This window comes from Alkalihalophilus sp. As8PL, from assembly GCF_040939795.1.
Lineage (GTDB): Bacteria > Bacillota > Bacilli > Bacillales > Bacillaceae_D > Alkalihalophilus > Alkalihalophilus lindianensis.
In genome coordinates, this window is the sequence record NZ_CP162550.1 from 116,168 (window position 1) to 142,369 (window position 26,202).

The 26,202-nt window shown below is 35.3% G+C and carries 24 protein-coding genes and 2 pseudogenes; 10 read left to right on the plus strand and 16 right to left on the minus strand.

Translation table 11 applies throughout. The features are described from left to right. Positions 1-375: 375 nt before the first annotated feature. Positions 376-1,416, plus strand: a complete 1,041-nt coding sequence (locus AB3N04_RS00580; RefSeq protein WP_368502856.1) for a G5 domain-containing protein — start codon at positions 376-378, stop codon at positions 1,414-1,416. A gap of 51 nt (positions 1,417-1,467) precedes the next feature. Continuing rightward, positions 1,468-1,770 carry a M23 family metallopeptidase gene (locus tag AB3N04_RS00585; protein WP_368502857.1) on the plus strand — a complete coding sequence of 101 codons (303 nt, stop codon included), beginning with the start codon at positions 1,468-1,470 and terminating at the stop codon, positions 1,768-1,770. 210 nt (positions 1,771-1,980) lie between these two features. On the opposite strand, the gene AB3N04_RS00590 is transcribed toward AB3N04_RS00585, so the two are convergent. The 3 genes from AB3N04_RS00590 to AB3N04_RS00600 are packed head-to-tail and all read right to left on the minus strand — an operon-like array spanning position 1,981 to position 5,616. Next, positions 1,981-3,033 (minus strand): flavin-containing monooxygenase, encoded by a 1,053-nt coding sequence (locus tag AB3N04_RS00590; RefSeq protein ID WP_368502858.1) that lies wholly within the window; start codon positions 3,031-3,033, stop codon positions 1,981-1,983. A 59-nt stretch (positions 3,034-3,092) separates the two neighbouring features. Then, positions 3,093-5,261 (minus strand): heavy metal translocating P-type ATPase, encoded by a 2,169-nt coding sequence (locus tag AB3N04_RS00595; protein WP_368502859.1) that lies wholly within the window; start codon positions 5,259-5,261, stop codon positions 3,093-3,095. Further along, a complete protein-coding gene (locus AB3N04_RS00600; RefSeq protein WP_034747236.1) occupies positions 5,233-5,616 on the minus strand; it encodes a metalloregulator ArsR/SmtB family transcription factor in 384 nt (127 codons plus the stop codon). Before AB3N04_RS00600 ends, AB3N04_RS00595 begins: the two co-directional genes overlap by 29 nt. Positions 5,617-5,756: 140 nt before the next feature. Here AB3N04_RS00600 and AB3N04_RS00605 point away from each other — a divergent pair, with 140 nt between their 5' ends. The 5 genes from AB3N04_RS00605 to AB3N04_RS00625 all read left to right on the plus strand — a co-directional run bounded on the left by AB3N04_RS00605 (position 5,757) and on the right by AB3N04_RS00625 (position 9,018). Then, a complete protein-coding gene (locus tag AB3N04_RS00605) occupies positions 5,757-6,299 on the plus strand; it encodes a copper resistance protein CopC (RefSeq protein ID WP_368502860.1) in 543 nt (180 codons plus the stop codon). Beyond that, positions 6,296-7,387: a copper resistance D family protein gene (locus tag AB3N04_RS00610; RefSeq protein ID WP_368502861.1), complete on the plus strand. Its 1,092-nt coding sequence runs from the start codon at positions 6,296-6,298 to the stop codon at positions 7,385-7,387. The genes AB3N04_RS00605 and AB3N04_RS00610 overlap by 4 nt, the downstream gene beginning before the upstream one ends. A 15-nt stretch (positions 7,388-7,402) precedes the next feature. Further along, positions 7,403-7,876, plus strand: a complete 474-nt coding sequence (locus AB3N04_RS00615) for a PCYCGC motif-containing (lipo)protein (RefSeq protein ID WP_368502862.1) — start codon at positions 7,403-7,405, stop codon at positions 7,874-7,876. 72 nt (positions 7,877-7,948) lie between these two features. Further along, complete coding sequence (gene resA, locus AB3N04_RS00620) at positions 7,949-8,500, plus strand: thiol-disulfide oxidoreductase ResA (RefSeq protein ID WP_368502863.1); 552 nt, start codon at positions 7,949-7,951, stop codon at positions 8,498-8,500. Positions 8,501-8,523: 23 nt separating this feature from the next. Next, on the plus strand, positions 8,524-9,018 hold the full coding sequence (locus tag AB3N04_RS00625) for a FixH family protein (protein ID WP_368502864.1): 495 nt from the start codon (positions 8,524-8,526) through the stop codon (positions 9,016-9,018). Between the two features lie 377 nt (positions 9,019-9,395). On the opposite strand, the gene AB3N04_RS00630 is transcribed toward AB3N04_RS00625, so the two are convergent. The 6 genes and pseudogenes from AB3N04_RS00630 to AB3N04_RS00655 all read right to left on the minus strand — a co-directional run bounded on the left by AB3N04_RS00630 (position 9,396) and on the right by AB3N04_RS00655 (position 13,616). Beyond that, entirely contained in the window at positions 9,396-9,821 is a 426-nt protein-coding gene (locus AB3N04_RS00630) for a disulfide oxidoreductase (protein WP_368502865.1), read from the minus strand. Next, positions 9,821-10,486 (minus strand): DsbA family protein, encoded by a 666-nt coding sequence (locus AB3N04_RS00635; RefSeq protein WP_368502874.1) that lies wholly within the window; start codon positions 10,484-10,486, stop codon positions 9,821-9,823. The genes AB3N04_RS00630 and AB3N04_RS00635 overlap by 1 nt, the downstream gene beginning before the upstream one ends. A 175-nt stretch (positions 10,487-10,661) precedes the next feature. Further along, positions 10,662-10,832: pseudogene (locus tag AB3N04_RS00640) on the minus strand (transposase); the annotation flags it as partial. 201 nt (positions 10,833-11,033) lie between these two features. Then, the gene (locus tag AB3N04_RS00645; protein WP_368502866.1) at positions 11,034-11,966 is read right to left on the minus strand and encodes a metal ABC transporter substrate-binding protein; all 933 of its coding nucleotides are present in this window, start codon (positions 11,964-11,966) and stop codon (positions 11,034-11,036) included. 28 nt (positions 11,967-11,994) lie between these two features. After that, a complete protein-coding gene (locus AB3N04_RS00650; RefSeq protein ID WP_368502867.1) occupies positions 11,995-12,873 on the minus strand; it encodes a metal ABC transporter permease in 879 nt (292 codons plus the stop codon). Further along, on the minus strand, positions 12,870-13,616 hold the full coding sequence (locus AB3N04_RS00655) for a metal ABC transporter ATP-binding protein (protein WP_368502868.1): 747 nt from the start codon (positions 13,614-13,616) through the stop codon (positions 12,870-12,872). Before AB3N04_RS00655 ends, AB3N04_RS00650 begins: the two co-directional genes overlap by 4 nt. Before the next feature lie 438 nt (positions 13,617-14,054). On the opposite strand from AB3N04_RS00655, the pseudogene istA reads away from it, so the two are divergent. From istA to AB3N04_RS00670, 3 genes and pseudogenes are all read left to right on the plus strand, one after another. Continuing rightward, positions 14,055-15,288, plus strand: a pseudogene (gene istA / locus AB3N04_RS00660) (IS21 family transposase). Beyond that, a complete protein-coding gene (gene istB / locus AB3N04_RS00665; RefSeq protein WP_368502869.1) occupies positions 15,285-16,049 on the plus strand; it encodes an IS21-like element helper ATPase IstB in 765 nt (254 codons plus the stop codon). The pseudogene istA and the gene istB overlap by 4 nt, the downstream one beginning before the upstream one ends. A gap of 533 nt (positions 16,050-16,582) precedes the next feature. Then, positions 16,583-18,163, plus strand: coding sequence for an FAD-dependent oxidoreductase (locus tag AB3N04_RS00670; protein WP_368502639.1), 1,581 nt, complete (start codon positions 16,583-16,585; stop codon positions 18,161-18,163). Between the two features lie 417 nt (positions 18,164-18,580). Here the strand turns inward: AB3N04_RS00670 and AB3N04_RS00675 are convergent, their stop codons facing one another. The 7 genes from AB3N04_RS00675 to AB3N04_RS00705 form a co-directional block, all read right to left on the minus strand. After that, complete coding sequence (locus tag AB3N04_RS00675; protein WP_368502640.1) at positions 18,581-19,438, minus strand: GNAT family N-acetyltransferase; 858 nt, start codon at positions 19,436-19,438, stop codon at positions 18,581-18,583. Between the two features lie 595 nt (positions 19,439-20,033). After that, a complete protein-coding gene (locus AB3N04_RS00680; RefSeq protein ID WP_368502641.1) occupies positions 20,034-20,294 on the minus strand; it encodes a hypothetical protein in 261 nt (86 codons plus the stop codon). A gap of 66 nt (positions 20,295-20,360) precedes the next feature. After that, on the minus strand, positions 20,361-21,590 hold the full coding sequence (locus tag AB3N04_RS00685; RefSeq protein ID WP_368502642.1) for an MFS transporter: 1,230 nt from the start codon (positions 21,588-21,590) through the stop codon (positions 20,361-20,363). 59 nt (positions 21,591-21,649) lie between these two features. Further along, positions 21,650-22,342: an HAD family hydrolase gene (locus AB3N04_RS00690; protein ID WP_368502643.1), complete on the minus strand. Its 693-nt coding sequence runs from the start codon at positions 22,340-22,342 to the stop codon at positions 21,650-21,652. Between the two features lie 15 nt (positions 22,343-22,357). Then, complete coding sequence (locus AB3N04_RS00695; protein WP_368502644.1) at positions 22,358-23,785, minus strand: pyridoxal phosphate-dependent aminotransferase; 1,428 nt, start codon at positions 23,783-23,785, stop codon at positions 22,358-22,360. A 13-nt stretch (positions 23,786-23,798) separates the two neighbouring features. After that, a complete protein-coding gene (locus AB3N04_RS00700) occupies positions 23,799-24,956 on the minus strand; it encodes an ATP-grasp domain-containing protein (protein ID WP_368502645.1) in 1,158 nt (385 codons plus the stop codon). Further along, complete coding sequence (locus AB3N04_RS00705; RefSeq protein WP_368502646.1) at positions 24,953-26,188, minus strand: ATP-grasp domain-containing protein; 1,236 nt, start codon at positions 26,186-26,188, stop codon at positions 24,953-24,955. The genes AB3N04_RS00700 and AB3N04_RS00705 overlap by 4 nt, the downstream gene beginning before the upstream one ends. Positions 26,189-26,202: the final 14 nt, after the last annotated feature.

Consider the following 26,202-nt stretch of genomic DNA (forward strand, 5'->3'; position numbering starts at 1 on the left):
TAGAAACGATTACTATAAACAATGTTTTATTCGATATCCTCATAATTCCACCTTCCTAGTTGAGCGTTTAAGTTAGTATACTATATACAATCTTCAACTCTCTCACTAGAAAGTGACATTATATAGAACAGTCAACTATTAAAATAGATTCTAAAGCTGGGTCAAGCTTCTGTAACTTATTAAATCTTCTTGAATGCGTTTTATCAATCGATTTTGGTACCTTTTCTTTAATTACATAAAGTAACATACTCTTTCAATCATGTTACATCTTGTCGTTTATTAGCGTTTTTATGCTGTGATCTATTAGTCACTTAACCTATCACTAACAAAGATTTGAAATTTACAACTATTTACAAGAATATAGAAGTTATTTTTATGTTTAAATCATTAGATCTATTTTTTCTTAGAACACTAATCATTATTTTATTTACTACTGTCATTCCTTTATCTGTTTTAGCCGCTGATAATCATGATGACATATCAGTTATTTATCATGTACTCATAGATGACAAACGCATCGGAACAATAAGTAATAAAGAACTCATAAATGATCTGATTCTAGCTAAAATGGATAGCTTAGACAAGACCTACAAAGATTCAGAGTTGACCACTTCAAAAAATATTACATATATCCCAGAACACACATTTTTTTCAGATACTTCTGATGAGCAAATTTTAAATTGGATTAATGAAAATGTAACGATTGAAGCGGTAGCTAGTAAGCTTGAACTTGAGGATCAATTTTTATATTTAAAAGAAAAAGAAGATGCAGAAGAAACGCTAAACCAATTGAAATTGCGGTTTGTGTCAAGCGAAGATCTTAATGCACTGACTAACAGCGAGCAAAATAGTGACAACAAAAAACAGGTTCTAGATGTTTCTTATTCAACACAACCAACTATTACTTCTGGTCAAGTTAGTCCAGACGATATTCTTTCAGTTGATGAAGCCGTAAACTATATCATTAAAGGAAGTTTACAGGAAAAAGAGTATCTTATTCAACAAGGTGATGCACTAAGTACAATTGCCCCAAAATATCAATTGACTATTGATGAGTTGCTCAAACTAAACCCGGAATATAAAAATGATCACGTCCTTCAAATTGGACAACCACTTATGGTAACAGACTATCAACCATTGACAGACATCATAGTAAAAGAACAACTCAATAAAGCTGAAGAGATTGAATTCGAAACAAATATCGTTGAAGACGATACGATGTATAAAGGTGACAGCAAGATAAAACAACAAGGAAAGAACGGAAAGAAAGGTCTTCTTTATCAACTCACAAAAAAGAATCGATCTGTTGTTAAAGAAGAAATAATCGATGAAACGATTGTAGAAGAACCCATACCAGAAATTATTATTAAAGGGACAAAGGTTATTCCTTCACGCGGCACGGGTCAATTTACCTAGCCGACAGTTGGGGGCTACGTTTCTAGTAAAATGGGACAACGATGGGGAAGAATGCATAAAGGGAAAGATATTGCAAGACCAAGTAGACTCGATATTTTAGCTGCTGACAATGGGACGGTTACTTTTGCAGGTTGGTCAGGAGGCTATGGAAATAAGGTCAAGATTACACATAACAATGGGTATAAAACAACCTATTCTCATATGAAGCCCCTTTCCGTTCAAACAGGTCAAACGGTCTCAAAAGGAACACAAATTGGCGTAATGGGTGAAACGGGTAATTCAACTGGTGTTCACCTTCACATTGAATTATACAAGAATGGACAATTAAAAGATTTCCTCCAATACATTAAATAACCCTCCTTTGGAGGGTTATTTCCTTTTCTTTGATCAAAACCCTATAGAGAAATTAGCTTAACTTTGCCCTTTTCCCTTCATTAAAAAATGTTCAATTATTTAATAAACCAATGCACTAACCCAAAAATAATTAAGGTAACAATAATAACAGCAATTAATTTTCTATTTAAAATTTTCATAAACTCACCCTACTTGTTTTTAGATTCAGTATTATTCCTCTTTCAACATCATTACCTCTTTTAACTTTTTCACTATGTACTGAGCATCTTCCCCTACTCCTTGTAAAAGGGCTGAACCACGCTTAGTTTGCCAGCTTAATCCTATAAAATATAATCCTTTAACTGATGTGAGCCCCCTTTGGTGTATAGGTTTACTTTGATTGCTAATTACTTCATCAACCTTCACCCACGAATAATCGTTTTGATAACCAGTAGCCCATATAATTGTATCGAAATTAGCTTGTTTTCCATTAATAAAGCTTGCTGTATTTCCCTTAAAATCAATTAACCTTTTCGCGATGATTACCTTTTTTCTTAATTGTTTAAAATTCCCACCTATTATAGGATCATTTTTTTTTAGAAGTTCACCAATCAAAGTATCAGACTTAACCTTATAAATCCCGATTAACTCAAACCACCAAAATATACTTTTACCAAACAGCTGTTGAGGGAGAAGCCTCATTTTCTTACTAGACGAAAGGGTGACTTGGCATTTATTTGAAAGCTCAGCTGCTATTTGGACTCCTGTGTTTCCAGCTCCAACAATAAGAACTTCACCTGTTGTTATTTGTTTTGGGTTTTTATAATCTACTGCATGTAGCTGGACTATATGAGGATGTACGAAGTGACTTATACTAGGTGTAAACGGTGTATGAAAAGCTCCAGTAGCGATAATCACTTGTTTTGCTTGATAAGTTTTCCCATTTGACATCGTTACTATAAAAATAGATTCCTTTTTCATTAGTCTCTCGATCTTAACATTGTGAGAAATAGGTAATCGAAATTGGTCTGCATAGTCCTGTAAATAATCAGCTATTTCATCTTTTGTAGGATATCCATTTGGATCACCATTTAATGCAAGTCCTGGTAAAGCACTATACCGTCTTGGTGTAAATAGGAATAATGAGTCAAAGCGGTTACGCCAAGAATCACCTGTTCTTTCTTGTTCATCTATAATCAAAAATTGTAATTGTTCTTTTTTTAGATAATACCCAACAGCTAAACCTGCTTGCCCTCCACCAATGACAAGAACATCATAAACCATTTCAATGGTCTCCTCTCTAAAAGAGAGATAAGGAATCTTCCTTATCTCTCTTAATTGTATTATTTATCTTTTACTCGTAACAGCCTTAACCCATTTAATGTAACTAATAAGGTTGCCCCCATATCCGCCAAAATGGCGATCCAAAGAGTAAGCCAACCTGGAATCACTAGAAGTAACGCTACTAATTTAATCCCTAATGAAAAGGTAATGTTTTGCTTAATAATATTCAAAGCTTTCCGACTTAACTTAACTGTATAAGGAAGCTTTGTTAGGTCATCACCCATAAGTGCAACATCGGCGGTTTCTAATGCGGTATCTGTGCCAGCGCCTCCCATTGCAATTCCGACGGTTGAAGCTGCTAGTGCTGGAGCATCATTCACTCCATCTCCTACCATGGCGACATTCCCATACTCGGAGCGTAATTGTTTTATATATTCTAGTTTATCTTCCGGCATCAATTCTGCCTGAACATCGGTTACACCTACATGTTCACCTATCGCTTTAGCTGTTCGTTGATTATCACCTGTAAGCATGATCGTTTTTTTAATCCCTAAGTCATGCAGTTTTTTGATAACTTCCTGACTCGTTTCTCTTACTTCATCCGCTACGGCAATAATTGCAAGAACTTCACTACTTGTTCCAACGATCATTGCGGTTTTCCCTTGTTCTTGGAGTGTTCGAACGTCCTCTTCTACTTTAGATGGTAGTTCGTCATTTAGTAATTCATCAAATAAGGAAGGACTTCCAATATAGAATTCGGTTTGATTAACGGTCCCTTTAATTCCTTTACCCGTAATCGATGAAAACTCCTCTACGGCAATATCCATATAAGGTACCTTCTCTTGTTCTGCCTTTGTCATAATTGCAGAAGCAAGAGGATGTTGAGAACGATACTCTAAAGCAGCAATGATAGATAATAATTCTTCTTCACCTGTCTGATCCTGATAACGAATAAAATCTGTGACAACTGGTTTACCTTTTGTTAAAGTACCTGTTTTATCAAAGGCTATTGCTTTTAAAGCACCGGCCTCTTCTAGATAAACTCCACCTTTAACTAAAATCCCATTTCTCGCAGCATTTCCAATGGCTGTAACAATCGCTACGGGTGTGGAGATGACGAGTGCACAAGGGCAACCAACAACCAGTACCGCTAAGCCTTGGTACACCCATAACTCCCAACTTGCTTGAAACAATAAAGGCGGAACAATAGCGACAAGCGCTGCCACCACCATAATAGCTGGAGTATAATATTTAGCAAATTTATCTACAAACGCTTGAGACGGAGCACGCTCCCCTTGCGCTTCCTCAACAAGGTGAATAATCTTAGCAATCGTCGTATCATTTACGTGCTTTGTTACCTCTACTTCAAGTAACCCTTCTTCATTCAACGTTCCTGCAAAAACATCATCATTTACGGCTTTTTCAACTGGGACTGACTCTCCAGTTATTGCTGCCTGGTTCACCGCAGAGTGGCCTTTTCGAACAACGCCATCCATCGCAATTTTTTGCCCAGGTTTCACAATCATGATATCGGCAACTTCTATCTCGTCAACCTTAATCATCATTTCCTGTCCGTCTCTTCTAATTAGCGCTTCTTTGGGAGCAATGTCCATTAACGACCGGATGGATTGTCTCGCCTTATCCATAGAAAAACGTTCAAGAGCTTCACTAATCGCAAACAGAATAACGACAATCGCTCCCTCTGTCCACTCGCCAATAATTGCAGCACCGATTACCGCAACCGTCATCAATGTTTTCATATCAAATTGCAAACGCAATAAATTCTTGAAACCCACTTTAAAGAGCGAAAATCCTCCAATAACAATTGAAGCCATAAATAAGAGAACAGAGAAAACATGACCTTCCCCATAAACGGATTGTGAAACGTACCCCAAAATCACAAATAGAGTAGCTGTAATCACGTTTAAATATTTTAAAACAAACGGTCCTTTTTTCTCTTCAAATCCTTCTTGGTCATTTTCAGGAATCACTTTTAAACTTTCAAAGGCTCCAGCTTTTTCTAGATCTTTTATCGTTGCTTCACCAAAAACGGTCACCTTCGAAGCCCCAAAGTTTACTTTAGCATCAACAACACCATCCAGGTGTTTCACGTTCTTTTCGAACGTGGTGGCACAGCCTGCTCAAGTAAACCCCTTTACACGGTAAACCGACTTTTCAGGTTCTATTCCCTTCGTTTCTTCAGTCACGTACTTCCACCTCCTTCCCATGAACAACAGCTGTTTGAACAAGCAATTTAACGTGCTCATCGTCTAAAGAGTAAAAGACCAGTTTCCCTTCTTTTCGACTTTTCGCAATTCCTAAATTACGGAGGTGGCGCAAATGATGAGAGACCGTCGCCATTGTTGCACCAATAATATTCGCGACATCACAGACACATAATTCGCCTTCTTGTAATAAGGAATAAGCAATTTTCAATCTAGTTTCATCTGATAAAGCCTTAAAAATACTCGCAACTGGAGCGAGGTTCTCAGCTTCTACAATAGATGAGATCCGCTTTACCTTTTCTTCGTCATAACAAAAAATCTCACATGTATCCTGGTCCTGTTTTACTTTTTGACCCATACCATCACCTTCATTCAAATTATCATTTGATTATAGTCTATGCTTCGTTTTTAGAATTGTCAATATTATATTCAAATGAGTGTTTAATTATTTTTGATTACTTGCTACAATACAATGGGTTTACAGAATGGAGGGATTAAATGAAAAAAGCATTGCTCTTGTTTATTATCTGTTTTTTACTATTTCCAAATTCAACTTTTGCTCATACAGGCTTAGTTAGCTCCTCCCCCTCTGAAGGAGAAGTGCTAACCGTATCACCTGAAGAAATCGTATTGGAATTTAATACAAAGGTCGAACAGGGAAGTCAGTTTCAAGTAATAAATCCATCTGGTAACGGAGTAGCTGTGACAGGGATAAGTGTTGAAGATAATATGTTATATGGAATGTTTCCACAGGAACTACAAGGTGGAGATTATCAAATTCTATGGAACATAATCGGGGCAGACGGACATCCAATCGAAGGAGAGATTTCATTCACTGTTGAAAGCGAACAAGAAAAAACCAGTAATGAAGAATCAAATCAAATCATTAATAAAGACGAGCAATCTATAGAGGAAGATCCAGTCGTAGTGGAAATGGAACGAGCAAATCCTCCAGCTATAATGTCTACAATTGCTGTTATTTTAGCTATCCTTGCAATTGTATCGTTCTTTTACGTGATTAGAAAAGGAAAGATTCAATGATTATCTATTTGATTAGTGAACTGTTGTTATATTTATCTTTTGCCATCTTAGCAGGAACCTTTATTATTGCTATCGTTCCTAATGAAAAAAAACCTACCATTAGCATTCATAAGCGCTGGTTGCAACTATCTATTCTTGGAATTGTTTTATTCTCCGCCATGCCTGTCGTTCAAATCGTTGAGTATCTTTATCAAGGTGTGGGATTGTCACTAACGTTAACGAATGTGATCAACAATTTTGAAGTAGGTAGAGCATGGACACTGATTTTAATATTATCTATTTTTTATTACTTGCTAATTTCTGTCTTTCCCGTTCAGCAAAAAAAATCTTACGCTGTCCTAGCCCTCGTATTCTTATTTATCTTAATTCTAGCAGTAGGCTGGGCGAGCCACGCTGCATCATTAACAGAATGGAGTGGCTTTGCTTTTCATACAACACACTTTACAGCAGTAAGTGTCTGGATTGGAGTCCTCTTTATCGTTAGTTGGTTTTCAAAAGACACAAAAAATTGGAATGCTCTTTTAAAGTGGTATTCACCACTTGCAATTGTCTGTTTTATCCTCACAATGATAAGTGGTTTTTATATGATGAGCCTCGTCGTAGATTTGACAGATTATACAAATTCCTGGCTATTAGATTATGGACAAGCTCTGCTAATAAAACACTTATTCATTATTCCGCTTCTTGTTTTTGCCTTTTTTAACGGAATGTGGATGAAATGTAGATTAAATCAAAATCCTCAATTTAATCCAAAGCCATGGGTTAGAGGAGAAAGTTTATTGTTACTTTTTATTTTTTCAGCGACAGCCTTTCTCGGTCAAAGTTCTCCTCCACATGAGATTGAGTCAACCATTAAAACAAATGGAGTCTCAGCTCTATTTCAGTTTTTTTATGGAGGAACCATTGCCGGCGTAAGCCAAGTTCAATTTTCCTTGACCACGTTCAGTTTTGTATTTATGCTACTTGCTGCTATATTTTTAGCATTATTAATTTATTCATTTCGTAAGAAGGCGCCAGCAATCTTTGCCTTTTTTATGAGCTTCCTTAGTGTGTTATCAATTTATTTAAGCTTCATGACAAGCTTTTAACGATGGAGGTAGAAAATGAAAACGTTTGGTGTAGTGACTTTAGCCTCTGTCCTCTTCATTACTGGTTGTGTACAAAATACTGAACCTGTACACGAACATAAAAAACTTGCACAACCAATTTTAGAATATACGGTTGGAAGTGATGATTGGGCAGTTGTTACGTCGGTTACTGACAATCCTGATATCTTAGAAGCGTATCAATTCGCCGTAAGCCACCCAGAGGTCTTGGATTATATGCCTTGTTACTGTGGTTGTTATGAAGAAGATGGTCATATAAGTAATACCCATTGCTTTGTTGAAAAGGTTGAAAATGGAATTGTTAATCTCGATACCATGGGCTTTGGCTGAGGAGTTTGTGTCGATATAGCCCGTGCGGCTAAACAAGAATATGAAAAAGGAACTTCTTTAATAGAGATTCGTGACATGATTGATGAAGCCTACAGTGAGATGGGGATCCCCCCTACTCCGACTCCAATGCCGGAAGCTTAAAAAGTTAAAAACGCATCGTAGCTCAATACGGTGCGTTTAACTTAAACAGTACATAAAGAGGAGTGCTATAAAATGAAACAAAAACGCCGCCTTCTTATTAGATCTACCATCTTATTAATAATAGTTACAGCCTTAGGCTACACGTTTTATCAAAACTTTTTTAGTGATCAAACTGGTATGGTTAAAGTGGGGGAAGAAGCACCTGATTTTGTCCTAACGGACTTAAACGGTCAAACAATTCAATTAAGTAATTACCTTGGCAAAGGAGTTTTTTTAAACTTTTGGGGCACTTATTGTCCTCCTTGTGAAAAAGAAATGCCTTACATGGAGAATCAGTATGAACGGTTTAAAGAATTAGGTGTAGAAATAATAGCTGTTGACGTTGGTGAGCCAGAGTTAGTTGTAAGACGCTTTGTCGAACGTCATAACCTTAGTTTCCCCATCCCTATGGACTCTGAAAGACGTGTCATTGATCTTTATGGAATTAGACCTTTACCAACAACCTTCTTGATTGATGAAAATGGGATTGTAACACAGCGGATCACTGGAGGCATGACAGAAGAGGACATTATTGACTATTTAAGCAGCATCGTCCCAAAGGATTCCGTCCATAAACTAAAATAACAAGAAAAGGAGTTGATATAACCATGTTTAAAAATTTTTTATTTCTTTCCATTGCATCTCTCGTGGTTTTATCTGCATGCTCTACTGAGGAAAAAACTAGTGATTGCTCCAATACACTTGTGCCAATCGAAATAGATTCTGGTTACGATCTAAGTGAACCTAAACCAAATGAAGAAGTGAACTTTAGTACTACCATCACCCATGAAGGGTTACCTGTTGAAACTGCGAATCAAGTTGAATTTGAAATTTGGGAACATGGTAATAAGGAATATCATCACTTAATAGAAGCACAGAAAGCAGAACCTGGTGTTTACCAACTTGACTGGACTTTTGAGGAAGATGGAGTTTACTACATTTACTATCATATAACGGCTTGTAATATGCATCGTATGGAAAAAGAAATGGTTATAGTTGGAGACGTTGATGTCGATGCAATTATATCTAACCCAGATACGGTTAATTTAGAAATAGGAAATAAAGAGCATAACAATAAAAAAAGTGATCATTCGAGCCATTAATTATACTCATAACATTAGAAGTGTTCATAAATGGAGGTAACCATTTTGGTTGCTTTGTTATGGTCAAAATCCTTACTTAATATTAAAAAGTTCAACCACATACTACCGGCTATACAAAAAATTAGCGGATTAATCATGATTTTATTAGGCATTTTACTTTTAAACTGGACAATTCCGACTTCTTGCTGCTTATTTAGCAAAATTTGTTCCATTTAGTTTCTAAGTCTAAATACAATTAATTTAGAGTAACTATTTACTAAACTGAAAGAACACACCCAGTTCTAATGGGTGTGTTCTTTATTTTTGAGTAACTTATGGGACGATCAAAAAACTCTACGTCTATCAGCTTGATAAAACCTTGCATTAAATAAGCTTTTCTACTTCTTATTCGTTTTTATAAGTAATAAAAGAACTGAAATAATGGTAAATGCAGTTAGCGCTAGAAAAGGAATGGTTATAAATCCCAGCCAATTTATATACTGAACATTACAAGGAACTCCCTCAGCACACGGCTTTATCGAACCAAATGATGGTATTTTTTGAATAAGATAATGATAGAGTGAAATGACTCCACCCATAATAGCGATTGGGAGCACATATCGTTTTATTTTCAAATCATTATAGTAAGCCGCTATTCCCAGCAAAATACTCAATGGGTACATGACAATCCTCTGATACCAGCAAAGCTCACAGGGAACAAACAAGCGAATTTCACTGAAATACAAACTACCTAACGTTGCCATCACTGCGATCAGCCAGGCTATATATAACAAGAGGTTTTGTATACTAATTTCCTTATCCATTAGTTAGACTCCAATTCCTTTTCGATAAGGCTCACTATATGCTCATAATCAAACGGATCTTCAACCATCGTACCATTAATAACAATACTAGGCGTTAATGAGACTTGATATTGCTCAACGAGTTCTTGATCTTTTAATACATCTTCCTTATACGTCTGCTTTATCATATCCTCAGCTAATGTCTCCAAATCAATCTCATTCCCAACAGAAACTGCGATATCTATTAACTTTTCTGGAGTTACCCACACATCATCATGCCTTTGCGCTTCAGGCTGATGAATAAAAATTTCCTTATGAAAATCCCAAAAAGCATCTTTATCCTGATTCCAGACAGATTCACTAGCCATAGCTGCTAAAGCAGACTCTTCGCCATGAAATAATGTATTAATATATGAGAATTTCACCTTACCAGAAGAAATATATTCTTCTTCAATTTTTGGAAATACAGTTTCATTCCAAGATTTGCAGGCCGGACATTTGTAATCACCAAATTCAACAATAGTGACAGGCGCGCTGGCTTCACCCATCGTCGGTTGGTTGTCTATAGGTGGAGAAATATCAAATGTTATATCCCCATTCTCTACTTGAATTTGATTTTCTGTTATAAAAATGAAAGCCACTACTAAAGCAATAATACCTACGGTTATTAATACGATACTTTTCATTCCTATATTAAAAGATTTACCCAAACCATGTCACTCCTTAACTCTAAAAAACTTATTGAAATTTAGTTTAGCTATCGTTTTATTTTAAACTACTTTAGTTTACATATGGTTGACAAATTACGTAACTTTATCACTGATTATAAGGCGTATAATATAAATAAATAGTGCAATGCAGTGATAGACGGTTTTCTCTAATTTCTTCCTTGCTACCTCCCAAACAATTCGTGTAATCACTTTTTTATAATTTTTAGATGTTGTGCATTGGGAAAGCAGAGGACAACTTTTACAAGTTCAGCGTTTGAATATATTGGCGAGATCCTTCACGCTTTGTAGTCGGATAAATCAATGACTTCCCATTCTAATTCTAATTGTTTTTTAAAGAATAGGCCTTAAATGTGGATCAATCTCCTCACGATTATTCACCTATATTCTACTAAGTACACTGAATAATCGGAATAGGAAACAAAAAAACAAGCTGTTGAGAAAATTTCTCAACAGCCCGCACATTTCCTTTGTTAATGGATAATGTGTTTTCACTAAAACATCATCACTTATTTAAACCTTCTATAATCACATTAATGTTTGACTCCATCATTTTTAAATAAGTATCCCCATCTGTTCCTTCTTTTCCAAGGGAATCTGTATAAACAGTGCCTACAATTGGTACACCCGTTTCTTGTGATAAAGTTTCCATGGTACGACGATCTACACTTGTTTCAACAAAAAGAGATGTAATCCCTTTATCTCGGACTAGATCTATTACATCACGCATTTGTTGAGGAGAACCTTGATTTTCAGAATTAATCTCCCAAATATATCCGGTCTCTATGCCATAGGCCTCACCAAAATACTTAAAAGCCCCTTCACTTGTAATTAAAAATCGCTTATTTTCATCGATAGTTGCAATTCTCTCAATCGCTTTTTCATGCAGCTCGGTTAGCTCTAGTATATATTGATCAGCATTTTCTACATAGATATTCTCATTCTCGGGGTCTTCTTTAATTAATGCATCACGTATATTTTTAGTATATTTAATTCCATTACGTAAATCGAGCCAAGCATGTGGATCATTTTCTTCTTCTAACCCTTGAGATTCTAAAAGAATTGGCTCCACTCCTTTACTCACTAGGTAAACGGGTGCTTCCTCATCACCTTTTCCGGCAACTTCAATTAACTTCTTGAACCATCCGTTTCCTTCTTCTAAGTTTAACCCATTATAAAAGACAACATCTGCATCAGTTGTTTTCTTAACATCCTCTGGAAGAGGATCGTATTCGTGTGGGTCTGCGCCAATTGGTGTTAAATTATAAATTTCTACGGCACCTCCTCCGACATTCTTTGTAATATCATAAATGATGGAATAAGTCGTGACGACCTTCAATTTTTCACTCGCACCCTCTTCTTGGCCAGTTGGTTTACTTCCACATGCCCCAAGTAAAAACAGTGTAAGAATAGTAGTAATAAACAATAATTTTCTCATATTTCCTCTCCCTTTTACGATGATTATTTTAGCTATCTGATTGTACTACCAGTGCTCTCTTTTTTCGAGCACGTATAGAACGCCATAACACCCCTTGCTTCGGTGATAAGAAAAATGCCACGGCAAACAATGTGCTTGCTACAACGACGATCGTTGGTCCAGAAGCTAAATTATACGTAAAGCTAAAATACAGACCAATTATTGAAGCAACAACGCCAAAAACTGCTGCTAGAAAAACCATAAGTCCCAAGTTATTCGTCAAGAGGTAAGCAGTTGCTGCGGGTGTTATTAACATTGCTACAACTAATACAATCCCTACTGTTTGTAATGAAGCAACTGTAGACATTGTTAAAAGGGCCATTAACAGATAATGTATAATTTTATTAGGTAAGCCATAAGCTGCTGACATCGTAGGATCGAAGGTCGTAACTAGTAACTCCTTAAAAAAGAGGTAGACAGAAAGTAGCACTATGACTGTAACAATTAAGGTCATCCACATTTCAGAAGTGGGTACAGCCAAAACATTTCCAAATAAGATATGGTATAAATCTGTACTACTTTGTATGAGGGTAATGACGATAATACCCACTGCAAAAGCAGCAGTAAACATGATTCCTATCGATGTATCATCTTTAATCCGGCTATTTTGACTAATATAGCCAATGGCAATCGCTGTAAGTAAACCAGTCACTACAGCACCATAAAAAATATTGATTCCTAGCATATAAGAAATCGCAACCCCTGGAAGGACTGCATGTGAAATTGCATCTCCCATTAAGGACATCCCTCTTAAAATGATAAAACAACCGATGACTCCACAAACAATCCCTACTAGAACTGACGTAATTAATGCTCTTTGTAAAAACTCATATTGTAATATTGACTCATAGAAAGTAATTATACTCATGATAGTGTCATCCCCATTTCCTCTAAAAAGGATAATTGTCCATGGTAGGCTTTCGAAATTATCTCTGGTCGACATACCTCGTGTACTGATCCATATTTGACTAGTTCCTTATTTAGCAACAACAACTCATCAAAATACGCCCCTGCTTTACTTAAATCATGATGGACAATGAAAACGGTTTTTCCTTCATCTCGCTGTTCACGCAAAATGTTAATAATGGTTTCCTCACTTGTTACATCGATCCCGACAAACGGTTCATCAAGAAAAAACAATTCCGGCTTTTGAGCTAACGCCCTAGCAACGAATACTCGTTGCTGTTGCCCACCTGACAATTCCCCAATTTGACGCTGACTATACTCTTTCATCCCAACTTTTTTTAAACATTCATAGGCCCGTTCTCTTTCTCTTTTCTTTGGTCGTTTAAACAAGCCAAGTTTTGGATATGTCCCGATTAAGACTGTATCAATCACTGTAATAGGGAAGTCCCAGTCAATAGTGCTACGTTGAGGGACATAGGCAATTTTCTCCCGCATTTCCTTAATCGATTTACCTTCTATGTTTATTTCACCCTTATCTTTTGGGATCAAATTCAACATTGATTTTAATAAAGTTGACTTTCCCGCCCCATTTGGACCGATGATTCCAACAATTTGCCCTTTTTTTGTGGAGAATGATATATTTCTTAACGCTTCATTTCCGTGATAGGAAACATGTAAATTCTGAATTAATAATGTGTCGTCCAACACTTTCCACTCCCTTTAGATGTTTAATGACTTGCATAGAGGTCATAAAATTTCCCTAAGGCAACTTTTCCTGAAAAAATAAAAGGTTCTACGGGAACTCCTCTAATAAATTATCTTATGTATTTGCGTCTGTAAAATAAACTTGTGCTAACGAATTTATTTTTCCTTAGGGCAACTTTAATAACATTATATTCACTCTATTCCTAATTTACAACTCTAAATATTATGTTTATGATTGACCATTCTAAAAATAGGGTTAAATTATTTATGGTTTACAAACGAACAGAAGCTCTAGAAATCGTACCATTAAACACTATAAGCACTTTAACTACTTTACTGTAAACAACGGTGATAAAATCCCTAATAATAACGGTTTAAAATTCCCTTAAAATAACGGACAATGGTTTCAAAACTACATGATGATGGAGTGGCGAAACGATGGTCAAGATTGGGGGATTTTTTATGATAAGAGAGCTATTTCAAAAAGGGTGGACGATCAAAGCTATAGCTGAAAAGACAGGCTTTGATCCCAAAACCATCCGTAAATACACTAGAGAAGATCATTTACCTAAAAAGAAGGCAAATAAGAAGAGGCCTAGTAAATTAGATCCTTTTAAGGAGTATATATTAGAGCGTTTAAAAGAAGGAACTACAAACTGTGAAGTCCTCTTTGAGGAGATTCAAGCTTTAGGCTACGAGGGGAAAATGACGATTCTACGAGAATTTGTAAAGTGTAAAGCCACATCGTGAAAATCCCAAGAAGCAAGCAACCTTACGGTTTGAAACACCTCCTGGTAAACAAGCTCAAATGGACTGGGGCTATGTGGGGAAACACCTTGTCGATGGGCTAGAAAAAGAGGTTTACGCCTTTGTCATGGTGCTAGGATATTCTCGTTTGAAGTACATAGAATTCACAGCGAGTATGGACTTAGAAACTTTAATGAAATGCCATATGAACGCTTTTGCTTACTTTAATGGAGTCCCTCAACAAATACTTGATGACAATATGAAAACAGCGGTTATTAAACATTCACCAGTAGAGATTCGTTTTAACCAGAAGTTTGAGGACTTTTTAGCATACTACGGGGTGGTGCCGAAGGCATGTAAACCTAACCGACCGCAAACGAAAGGGAAAGTAGAAAATGTCGTTGGTTATTTAAAGAAAAATTTTATGCAGCGTAAACATGAGCCCACACTTCAAGCTCTTAATGAAGATGTACGTAAATGGTTGGATAAGACCGCTAATTTAAAGCCAAATGCCACGACAAGTGAATCACCACTTAAACGATTCGAGGTCGAAGAAAAGTATTTGCAATCTAGTCATAAGAAGGCTGCTTTCCCTGTAGCAAAGTGGGAAATGCGGGAGGTTAGTAGAGATTCATTTATTTCTTATAGGGGCAAGCGTTATTCGGTTCCCTTCCGCTTTGTTGGGCAGAACGTAAAAGTGAAAGAAACACTCGATCATCATTTAGAAATTTATGATAATTTCGAGTGTATTGCGAAACACCCTATTCTAACGGGTAAGACAGAAGCTCATCTCAATTTAGAGCATTATAAAGGGCTGAAAGAGAACGAAAATGGTTTGGCGACCCGTCTCCATCAGCCCGATGTGCTTGAAGTGGAACATCGTTCCCTTCAGGTGTATGAACAATTAGAAGGGAGTGAAACATGATGTCTACTCAACTTCTAATTGAACGACTAGAGAAATTAGGATGGCACCACACGGCTAACCAAATTTATGGTCTGCTTGAAGATGCATCTAAAGATAATGTACCATATTCCGACTTTCTTGACACGATCCTATTAAATGAAATTGAAAAAAGAGAATCTGTAGCTTTGGAAAACCGAATAAAAAAAGCTAAACTCCCATATCAAAAAACGATTCATGATTTCGATTTTTCATTTCAGCCAAGTATTAGTGAGAAGAGAGTCAAAGAAGTTCTCACTTGTCGGTTTATTGATAATGGGGAAAATGTATTACTGCTTGGCCCACCAGGGGTTGGGAAGACCCACTTGTCCATTGCTTTAACAATGGAAGCCATTGTAAAGGGATATTCCGCAGCTTTTTTGAGGGCAGATGATTTTATAAATGAGTGTAAGAAAGCAGAAAAGGCTGGCCTCCTCAACCGCATAATAAAGCGTTGGAGTCGGCCTGACATTTTAATTATTGATGAGTTGGGTTACTTCCCATTTGATGAACTTAGTGCCAATGTTTTATTTCAGGTTATTTCTAAACGATATGATCAAAAAGGTGCTCTTATTATTACCTCTAATAAGTCGTTTATCGAATGGGGGAAAATCTTTGGAGATGAAGTATTAGCCACGGCAATTTTAGATCGTCTCCTCCATCATGCGACCACTTTTAATATTAAAGGAGATTCTTATAGGCTTCGAGAGAAGCAAAAGGCCGGTATCAAGCCAGCACTAGTTTAGCGGTGAAAACAGGGAATTTAGAACCGTTGAAAAGAGGGAATTTCAAAACGTTGTTGACATTTACAAACTAAATAGCTAATGATCTCACCATCGAGGTAATTACCGCATGTTTAATGCGTAGTTTCCGTCTACTACGTATTAAAAAATGACGTTTTTCTCCTTCCACAAAACTGCCCGTTAGTAACATGAAGTGCATTGAATCTATCCAATTATTAAATTACAAGTATAGTGATGCCTTCCTTATAAGAAAATCTTGAATGGTAAAAAATAATATCCACCCACTAACTCCAAATCCAACGGAGATAAATAATGAGAAAGAAGCTTTCAATGAAATTGTTACTATGATTAATAGGACACCCCCATAGTAGACCTTGCTTCTAAAACATTAAACGAACCGTTCTGATCAATCTCTCATACCGAGCCCTCTTTTTATGAGGGCTATTTCTTATGCTGAATTACATCGTATTATCTTTAGCTGTATATTCCATCAACCAAATGGAAATAAATTCATTTATATGATAATAGATGGAGGAATGACTCAAATGAATGCAGAAAATGGAAATCTCCCTCATTACCCTGAATCCTACTGGCTTCATAGTGTGGAGCTGCCTGCCTTTTCTCCTTTAAATGAAGATTTGAAAGTAGATGTTGCCATCGTCGGTGGCGGAATTACAGGCATCACAACAGCTTATCTCCTCGCTAATGATGGCTTGAAAGTTGCTTTATTAGATGCCGGAAGAGTTTTAAATGGAACAACAGGTCATACCACAGCTAAAATAACAGCACAGCACGATATGATCTATGATGAATTTATTAATCATATTGGTAGAAATAAAGCGAGATTATATTATGAAGCAAACAGCGAAGCGTTAACGTTTATTGAGGAGACGGTCAATAAGCATTCAATTGATTGTGACTTCAAAAAGCAAAATGCTTATCTTTATGCGACAACGGACGAATATGCTGAAAAGCTTGAAAAGGAATATAAGGCTTATATCAAACTTAAAATTGATGGGGAATTGAGTAATGAGATCCCTTTTAATATTAAAGTGAAAAAGGTCCTTTCTATGAAAGACCAAGCTCAATTTCATCCGCTGAAATACCTTAAAGTTCTCTTAGAAGAATTTAAGAAAAAAGGTGGACAGATTTACGAAGAGACGATTGCTGTGAATATTGAAGAAAAAGATCAAGGGGCTGTTGTCCTCACTCGTAATGAAAAGCGCGTAGAAGCTAAGCATGTTCTGTCTTGTTCTCATTTCCCGTTTTATGAAGGGACTGGCCTTTATTCAACTCGTATGTATGCAGATCGTTCATATGTACTAGCTGTTAAAACGAAAATGGTGTATCCGGATGGCATGTATCTTAGCGTAGATCAACCAAGCCGTTCTCTCCGCTCTATTAAAGAAAATGGTGAGTCTTTAGTAATTGTGAGCGGCGAAAGCCACAAAACAGGCCAAGGAAAAGATACCCTTGCTCATTACACAGCTTTAGAGGCATTTGGTAGAGAAGTTCTTCAATATGAAAAAGTGGTTAATCGGTGGTCGACTCAGGATTTAACCACTCTAGATAAAATCCCTTACATCGGACCCATAACCGCTGATCATCCCTCGATCTTAATTGCTACGGGGTACCGTAAATGGGGAATGACGAATGGAACTGCAGCAGCTAAGCTTCTTCGAGATCTTGTGATGAAGACATGTAATCCATATAAGGACTTGTATTCTCCTTCGCGCTTTTATGCGGACCCTAGCTTAAAGAAATTCTTCGTTGAAAATGCGGATGTGGTAAAACATTTAATCAAAGGAAAGTTGGAAATTCCCGAGAAAAATGTGAAGGACCTTGCTAAGGATGAGGGTGCTGCTATTTTTGTCAATGGACAGCGCAGAGGTGCTTATAAGGACCCAGATGGAAATCTTCATATTGTTGACACGACCTGTACTCACATAGGCTGTGAAGTGAATTGGAATCACGGGGATCGCACGTGGGATTGTCCGTGTCATGGTTCTCGCTTCTCTTATAAAGGAGAAGTGATTGAAGGCCCAGCTGAAAAGCCGCTTCAACGAATGGATCATACAATGTTAGAAAATTTCACTTCAGAGGATTCTGGTTATTAATAAAGTGTGACTTTCACTATTTGAATGAACTATATGGAACGAGTGACCCCCGCAATGGTTAGCATGGCGGGGCCTCCTGTTGCTCAAAGACTGCTGGCAGAACACCAAAGATTAGCTGCGGCCCTTCACTTGGCTCAAGCCCGAACGTAAACACTCCAGGGAAAATAATTAATCCGGCAAGTAGCGCCACAAAGATATTCATGATTCCAAAGGAATTCCATTTAAAATATATCCTAAATAAATAGGAAGAATCAGCTTATATTAGCAATATCACCATGTTAGAGAAGGGATACATATTGTCATGGAGCCCCTACATTCCAGATTTAAAGTTTGAAAGCTGAAGTCCTTTTAAAAGAATTAAAACCTCTACATGATGGTACAGTTGCTACATCATGCGGAGGTTTTAAAGTGAATTACTTATCCAAAAACTTGAGCAGATATCGCCCATAATGTATTGTTTCTTTCTGGCATCCTATCAGAGTTTATGATCATAACTGGAGGGTTACTAACATTCTCAAATCCACGCTTTTTTAAAAAATTAGTGAGACAGTCATTCCGAGATGTTATATCAATCCTTAAATACCCTTTATGGTTATAAGCTAAATTGTCTATAAGAGCTTTCGCTGTCTCATTATCGGGAGCTACAATAGGACCTAATGTCAAATTAACGGGACCTTGGACAGAAATTCCAAATCCTATAATCTTATTATTAATGTCTTTTACCACTTTACACTGTGTGCATTGCTTAATTCTAGCACTTAAAAAGGTTTCCCTTCTTACTCCATAAGCACCTTCATCTAAATCAAGTATTTTATTAAAGTGATTCCTTTTAAAATCTTCTATTATTAGATCATTATATTTCACTTGACGAGCACTTTCGTATTTAGAACACAAATATTTTGAGATAGAATCCTTAGTTTCGAAACCTAATCTTTCATATAAATACTTACCTTCATCAGTTGAAATTAACATAATAGGAAGATCACTAGAGACAAATTCTATACATTTTTGTGTTGTCTTTCTTCCTAATCCCATATTTCTGAAATTTTTATGGACTATAACCATACCAATCGAAGCAATCTCGTTATTGTATGGAATTATAGCTGCACTAGATACTATTTTCCCTGCAGGATTTTTGAAGCCAAAAATAGCTCCAGATGATAGTATAGTTTCAATTTCATAACTATCGTAATCCCAACCCACAGACGTAGACAATTTTATTAATTCATCAATATCTTCATCATTAAATTTTTCCAGATTTAATTCTTCAGTCATTAAGCAAATCCTCCTAGCTTATTATTAATCAGTATTACTACGATAGATATTCTAAATATCAATTTTATTAGGAACGCTTGTGGACTCTTAGCGGAAAAAGATATCCATTCCATTCCTTTCCTATCTTTGAATTGAGCAATGGCCCCTAAAGCATTACTTATTATTGCAAGCAAACCCCTTTAAGTTAAGCAGCCTCTTGATCAAGGGGCTACTTAACTTAAAGGGGGGTGAGCTACTATCAACTATTTTAATATAACACTATTCGGACTAATTAGTCTTATTAATATATTAATATTAGTTGTGAGTATAGATTAAGATCTTTTGACCAAGAATTCCCTAGATTAATCAACAGCGAGGACATTAATCTACAACTATTATATTTTTCCTAAATATAAAGGTTGATCTGGTACGGGTGCCATAAATTTAGAATTAAAGGAACTGAATACTAGATGCATAATACGTTTTAGGGGAAAATAAAAACTTTATTCGTTCTAAATAAAATAAAAAAAGCATGTCACAAGATATTTTCGCAACATGCTTTCCTAATAAAAAAGGGTGAGTGATCTATATTATATAGCGAGGAGTTGATTCATTATTATTCTTTTATCCTTTTAAACGAGCCTTTGACATTGAATTTAAATTTCGCGAATTCTTTTGCATCCCCTAAAGTTGGGAAAAAGAACGTCAGACAACCTTTCTTTTTTATAACAGTTAAAACAAAGAAACCATTTTTATTCTGAATTTTATAGGTTTTATACCTTTCATGTATAATCCACATTACTTCTTGACTTGTATTTTTATTCACCTTTATTAAATTCGATTGATTGTTTTTTTCATCTTCTGAAGATAATTTCATTAAATTCCCCCTCAGCCGGGCATGAAATTACCAATTAATAGGATATTTATGTTTACTCCCGAGGATTTAAGCGCCTTTATAGTGGTCTTTAGTACTAGCGGTATTTAACGAATTAAATTGAGGCAAATTCCATGCAACTGCACATGGAATAATAGTAATCAAACCCAATATCAAAAATAGCAGTTTAAACCCAAGGAATTCTGCGATTATTGAACCTACAATTGCTCCCACTGGGATACCTATTCTTGCTAAAAGTCCTCTTGCTAAAAACACTCTTCCTCTTATATTTTCCGGCACTTTTAGTTGATAAAGTGTAGTGTTGTTTATGTTGAAAATCACTATAAATAAGCCATATAAAACTATACAAATAAATGCTAGGTAAAACGAGTTCATAACCCCTATCATCATTAAAAAGACACCAGATAGAGCTAGGGAACCCAGCATAAATAGTTTTAAATTATTTATACGTTTAAAGTTAGAAAGAATTAAAGAACCAAATAACATCCCAAAGGCTACCCCTGAACTCATTATTCCGTATTGGAATGAGCTACCATTAAGCTCATTTAAAACAAAAGGTAAAAGCAAAGGTTGTGTAGCTCCCGCTCCAATATTAACGAAGAAAATTAAGCCTGCTAACCATAAAAATAGCTTATTATCTTTAAAGAAAGATACACCTTCTTTAAAATCAGTTAACCAGGAAGACTTGTGTGAAATAACACTCTTCTTTTCATTTGGGATAGCTGTTAAGAATAACCCCGATAAGATTAATATTACAATAAGAGTTGTTATAACTATCTCTACGTCAAATATCCCGATTAATATACCACCCAAGGAAGGTCCTATAACCATCATAATTTGGACGATTGATTCTAATATTGAATTTGCCTTCAATAGCAATTTTTTCTCTAAAATTGTTGGGATATAAGACATACAAGATGGTCGAAATACTGGTTCAATAAAGCCTAATAAAATAACTACTAAGTATAAAATCTCTTGTGTTAAATTTCCTGTTAGTAATGCAATTAAAGGTAGCAGGAAAATGATAGCTTTAGTCCATTCTGAGAATATCATGATGTATTTTTTATTATATTTATCTAAGAATGGTCCTGAAATTATATGACAGATAATCATGGAGGTAACATACACAAACCATAATGACCCCATAGAAAAAATAGATCCAGTTAGGTCAAATAGTAGCCATGACATGATAAAAACTGAGAAAGTATTTCCTAAGCCTGAACTTCCTAATCCAAGTGCTATTATTACAAAATCCTTATTACTCAATAATCGTTTCATACTTCTCCTCAAATTAGTCAATATTATATTTTTATTTCTTAGTAAATCATTTACTTATATCAAAATTTAAAAGTGAAGTTATTTAAGTTGTTTCTCAAAACATCTGTTAATTCTTCTAGGGACTTAACAGAATAATCAGGATATATTTCCATGTCATTTTTATTAAAACTATGTTTATTTTCAATAAAAATAGTGTGCATCCCTACATTCTTTGCTCCCAAAATGTCGTTTATAATGTTATCCCCCACAAAGTAAGATTCTTCAGGTTCACAGTCTAATAAATATAAAGCTTTATTAAAAATCTTTGGTTCGGGTTTTTCACAATTCTCTTGTTCAGAAATTAATATTACATCCACATATTCATGAAGATTAAGCTGCTGTATTTTTTTACTTTGTATCTCAGTTCCTCCATTAGTGACAATCCCTAATTTCAATTGAGATTGCTTTAAGTATTGTAATAACTCTAATGATCCTTTAAAAGGCTTTACAAACATATGAAATTTACTATAGAATTCCTCAATTAAACTGTCATAAATCTCGCTGTTTAAGTTGAAGTGACTAATTATAGTCCGGTAAACTAGCTCTTTTATCACGTATCCATTTTCATCTAACTCAATAAATTTTTCCTTCCACTCATTAAAATCAATTTCTTGTAAGTCAGTGTTATGGCTATATTGATATTCAATAAAAGAACACAATTGCTCATGATGACTTATTAATGTTTCATCTAAATCAAATAAGATTGCTTTCATAATCTATATCTCTCCTCAAGAAGGTAATAATTCTTTTGTATTACAAAGGGATATTAAGGAAGGTAATACTCTTTCAATAAGTCCTTCACTGATAATTGAGTTACTTTTCAGAAAATCGTTCGAAATCTCTCTCTCCAAATCTTTTAGACTAAGATCTTTTTCAGGAAACTCGATCACTTTCATTTTTACTAAATCGTTAACCATATTCATCTTTTCATATCGTAATGAAGTCTCGTAAGTATTCTCTAAGCCTAGACACCCATACGAAATTCTTAACTTATAACCATCAAAGCCCATCGACAAGCCTGGAGAAAATGCAACTTTACATTCTTCTAAAAAGTACCTTGTTAAATCAATACTGTCATATATGTTTCTCTCGATTAATTTTGGTTTCAGCTTATCTAGTGAGATTAATATAGAATGTCCTGATTGAGGTGAATGGAGCACATTAATTGGTGAAACTATAGAAAATTTTTCTTCCAAACTCTTATTAATCTCCTCGATAGAAGATATTAAATAGTCTTTTCTTCTTTTTAATTCAATATTATTTGTTTTCAAGTAGACTGAAGGAGCATTTAATGCAGCTAATGCCATTTCCTTAATTATGTGTGGAACATTGACTTGTGTTGCTTGTACGTGAAAGTTCATTCTCTCTATTATTTTTTCAGGACCACAAGCCCATCCAATTCTTAAATTTGCTAAACCAAAAGCTTTGGATCCTCCATCCACCGTTACAACATTGTTGCATGAGCTTTGAAAGGAACTTAAATGAACGATTTCTCCTTCAAATATTGTTTTCGAGAAAATCGAGTCCTCTATAACTACTAGTTCTTTCTCTTGAACATATCTAGATAATTCTTCTAATTCCTTAGCAGTATACACAGCTCCAAAATATGTGGGATTAAACAAAATCAAACCTCGAAGTTTTTTATGAGGGTTTTCTACTACCCAATTTTCTATTTGAGCTTTAGATATTTTGCAATTATTAGAACTATCAAAAGGAAGGATATCTAAATCAATCTTATTAATCACACACCAGTTTACAAGTGAGTGATAAAACCCAGGCGTTGTGAGAAACGTATCTCCTGGTTCAGATACACTATAGAAAAAAGAATTGAATAGATTTGATGTACCGCTACTAATACATAAATTTTTTGTATTCTCACGGTAGATTCCTTGTTTTTTAAAATCATTCGAGATTGCATTTTCTAATTCAACATGCTTTTTTTTGAAAAAATATTTCTCCAGCGAGGTCACTTCAGTTTCAAAAAAGCCTTTAATAGCTGCACCTAGTACCGAGGGATGAGGTCGCCTCATTCCTTCACCATCTGCAAAGGATATTACTCCATCATCAAATTGACCAGGATGATTTCCTTTACCATTTTCATCTTCTCCACTTAATACATTCCTAGCTCTTCTGAGATTATCTTTTAACTTATCCATTTTTAAACCCTCATTATTCAGTAATTATTTTTAGTGCATTTTCAACTTCATCGCATGCCGCCAAGCATTCTTCCAAATTTTTACCGACGGTTATAATGTAACCTGGCCTATCGAAGGAATTTTTAATTGTATTTACCTGATCCCCTATCTTGACGCTTAACTCTAATTTTTTTAACAAGGGATGACTTTTAGCTTTATTTAAGCCTGCTATTTTTGTAACAATTCCTGAATCAATAGTTAGAAACCTAATTACAGTTGCGTAACCTGCCCTTGATGAATTATGAATATTATGAAAGTTTGAATCATCTAAAACTGTTGAATATATATCAATTCCATTGGTATACTCTATTAGATCTGGTATAAAATCACCACCGGGACGCGTATGTGATTCAATAATTTTAAACTGTTTACCATCGTACTTAACTTCAGTGTGTGCGGGCCCCTCTTTTAATCCAATATAATCTAAGAAACTCTGAATGGAAGATGTTAATTTTTTTTCTAACTTAAGGTCTAAAACTGCTGGGAATCTATGTTCTTTTTCAACAAAATGGATATCGTCATACAGGATCGTCTCTCCAACTCCTAATATTTTATGTTCTCTATTTTTACTATAAGTTTCTACAGTATATTCTTGACCCTCTATGAAGCTTTCAATAATGTTAGAGACATTTAATTGAAGTGAATTAATATCCTCGATATTTTTTATTAATTTAATATCTTTACTTCCCACGCCTTCATTGGGCTTCACAATACAAGGAAAACCGTTTTCTTTAGCGAATACTCTAACTTCATCTTTATTATTTACGGCTGCACTATTTGTTGTAAATTCAGTACCCTTCAAACATTCTCTAAATTTATCTTTTTGACGAGTCATTTGTACCACATTAGTGAGATCGCTAAATCCAAGCAACTTATTAATTTCTGCTATTAATGATAGACCCTTCTCTGTAAAGCTAACACATTTGTGAAAAGGTTCTATGCTGTGTACTGATTTTATTATATTAAGTACTTCACTCTCTTTTTCCTCATAGTCTAAGAGGAATAGCTCATTAATGTATTTATTATTTTCCCAGTTGAAGTTGCTTTTCTTATCAATCAACGTAATTTTATAACCTAAATCAATTGCTCTTTCATAAATAAAATTAGTGCCGCCTATTATTAATAATTTCATTTATTGAGCACCTCTTCTAAGTGGTAATTAATACTTATGTTATCTATAAAATGATCTGCCGATTCAATAGCTTCTTTTTCATTTCTCCCAGATGTAATCACGTAACCAAGTCTATCATCTGAATTTTTAACTCCTTTTACTTCCTTTACCGTTTTGACCTTATATGAAATGATATCTACCCCGTCTGTGCTATCGTTTACTTCAATATTTTCTATTCCGCCACTTCTAGGAGGCAAAATAAACTTGATAAAATATACTAAATCATTTTTTAGCTTTTGTTTCTCCTCTATAGGATTATTTAAAATCATATCTAAGTAATAAGAGGCTAAATCTTTGCCTAATGCATACCCTACTAGATCATTTACTTGATCCCCAGCAGGACGTGGATTTATTTCTATGAGACGAGCTTTGTTATCTACTAACTTAAATTCCACATGAGCTATACAATTGTTAAGTCCAACTGTATCAAGCCAGCCTTTAATTGTTTTTTCGACATCCAAGGAAATTGAAGAATTGAAATAATATGGAAACAGATGTCCGATTTCAATTCTGTACGGTAGTTCACTCAAATACTTTTTCGTAAATCCAATTAAGTGCCAATTCTGGTTGATGGTATCCCATACCAACTCTGCACTATATTCATCTCCGTCTAAATACTCTTCTACTAAAGCCTTTTTAACATATTTATAACCAGATATATTTTTTTCTAATGTATCTATAAAGGATAAGGCTTCAGCAAGTTCATCTTCGTTATTACATATTTGAACTCCTACACTCCCGCTTTCATCCACCGGTTTTACCACACAAGGGTAGAATAAGGGATCATTTAAAAGAGAATCTGACTCCAGTAATTTATACTTGATATAGCCTGGGCTTCCCTCTAAAGCCTTTCTAGTTTTATCTTTGAATCTACAATTAATTAAACCTTCCAAAGAGGGTGTTACTACTTCTTTTATTTTCCCTATTAAGCTAGCTTGTATAATATGAAAATCATCAAAAGCTAAAATTCCAATAGGGTTCCGGTTTTGAAAGAAATGTAATAGTGTTACTGTGTCGTTAGTATCGATTATTTTATACTCATCGGCAATAACTAATGGATTAACTTCCATTTTTTCGTATTTCTCTGGCATTGAGGTAAGGAAGAAAGTTTTAAGGCCTTTTTTCTTTGCATACTCCATTGCTTTCACACCGTTCCCCGCGCTATTACTTTCAATAAAATAAACATACTCCATGAATTTATCTCACT

What these genes read in the sequence shown, in the direction of transcription:
- AB3N04_RS00680 (WP_368502641.1), bottom strand. Translation starts at nt 20,294, where the DNA reads ATGAAATTATCTTCAGAAGATGAAAAAAACAATCAATCGAATTTAATA.
- AB3N04_RS00705 (WP_368502646.1), bottom strand. Translation starts at nt 26,188, where the DNA reads ATGGAGTATGTTTATTTTATTGAAAGTAATAGCGCGGGGAACGGTGTG.
- AB3N04_RS00645 (WP_368502866.1), bottom strand. Translation starts at nt 11,966, where the DNA reads ATGAGAAAATTATTGTTTATTACTACTATTCTTACACTGTTTTTACTT.
- AB3N04_RS00670 (WP_368502639.1), top strand. Translation starts at nt 16,583, where the DNA reads ATGACTCAAATGAATGCAGAAAATGGAAATCTCCCTCATTACCCTGAA.
- AB3N04_RS00610 (WP_368502861.1), top strand. Translation starts at nt 6,296, where the DNA reads ATGATTATCTATTTGATTAGTGAACTGTTGTTATATTTATCTTTTGCC.
- istB (WP_368502869.1), top strand. Translation starts at nt 15,285, where the DNA reads ATGATGTCTACTCAACTTCTAATTGAACGACTAGAGAAATTAGGATGG.
- AB3N04_RS00580 (WP_368502856.1), top strand. Translation starts at nt 376, where the DNA reads ATGTTTAAATCATTAGATCTATTTTTTCTTAGAACACTAATCATTATT.
- AB3N04_RS00605 (WP_368502860.1), top strand. Translation starts at nt 5,757, where the DNA reads ATGAAAAAAGCATTGCTCTTGTTTATTATCTGTTTTTTACTATTTCCA.
- AB3N04_RS00650 (WP_368502867.1), bottom strand. Translation starts at nt 12,873, where the DNA reads ATGAGTATAATTACTTTCTATGAGTCAATATTACAATATGAGTTTTTA.
- AB3N04_RS00600 (WP_034747236.1), bottom strand. Translation starts at nt 5,616, where the DNA reads ATGGGTCAAAAAGTAAAACAGGACCAGGATACATGTGAGATTTTTTGT.
- AB3N04_RS00685 (WP_368502642.1), bottom strand. Translation starts at nt 21,590, where the DNA reads ATGAAACGATTATTGAGTAATAAGGATTTTGTAATAATAGCACTTGGA.
- AB3N04_RS00690 (WP_368502643.1), bottom strand. Translation starts at nt 22,342, where the DNA reads ATGAAAGCAATCTTATTTGATTTAGATGAAACATTAATAAGTCATCAT.
- AB3N04_RS00695 (WP_368502644.1), bottom strand. Translation starts at nt 23,785, where the DNA reads ATGGATAAGTTAAAAGATAATCTCAGAAGAGCTAGGAATGTATTAAGT.
- AB3N04_RS00675 (WP_368502640.1), bottom strand. Translation starts at nt 19,438, where the DNA reads ATGACTGAAGAATTAAATCTGGAAAAATTTAATGATGAAGATATTGAT.
- AB3N04_RS00635 (WP_368502874.1), bottom strand. Translation starts at nt 10,486, where the DNA reads ATGAAAAGTATCGTATTAATAACCGTAGGTATTATTGCTTTAGTAGTG.
- resA (WP_368502863.1), top strand. Translation starts at nt 7,949, where the DNA reads ATGAAACAAAAACGCCGCCTTCTTATTAGATCTACCATCTTATTAATA.
- AB3N04_RS00630 (WP_368502865.1), bottom strand. Translation starts at nt 9,821, where the DNA reads ATGGATAAGGAAATTAGTATACAAAACCTCTTGTTATATATAGCCTGG.
- AB3N04_RS00590 (WP_368502858.1), bottom strand. Translation starts at nt 3,033, where the DNA reads ATGGTTTATGATGTTCTTGTCATTGGTGGAGGGCAAGCAGGTTTAGCT.
- AB3N04_RS00700 (WP_368502645.1), bottom strand. Translation starts at nt 24,956, where the DNA reads ATGAAATTATTAATAATAGGCGGCACTAATTTTATTTATGAAAGAGCA.
- AB3N04_RS00585 (WP_368502857.1), top strand. Translation starts at nt 1,468, where the DNA reads ATGCATAAAGGGAAAGATATTGCAAGACCAAGTAGACTCGATATTTTA.
- AB3N04_RS00625 (WP_368502864.1), top strand. Translation starts at nt 8,524, where the DNA reads ATGTTTAAAAATTTTTTATTTCTTTCCATTGCATCTCTCGTGGTTTTA.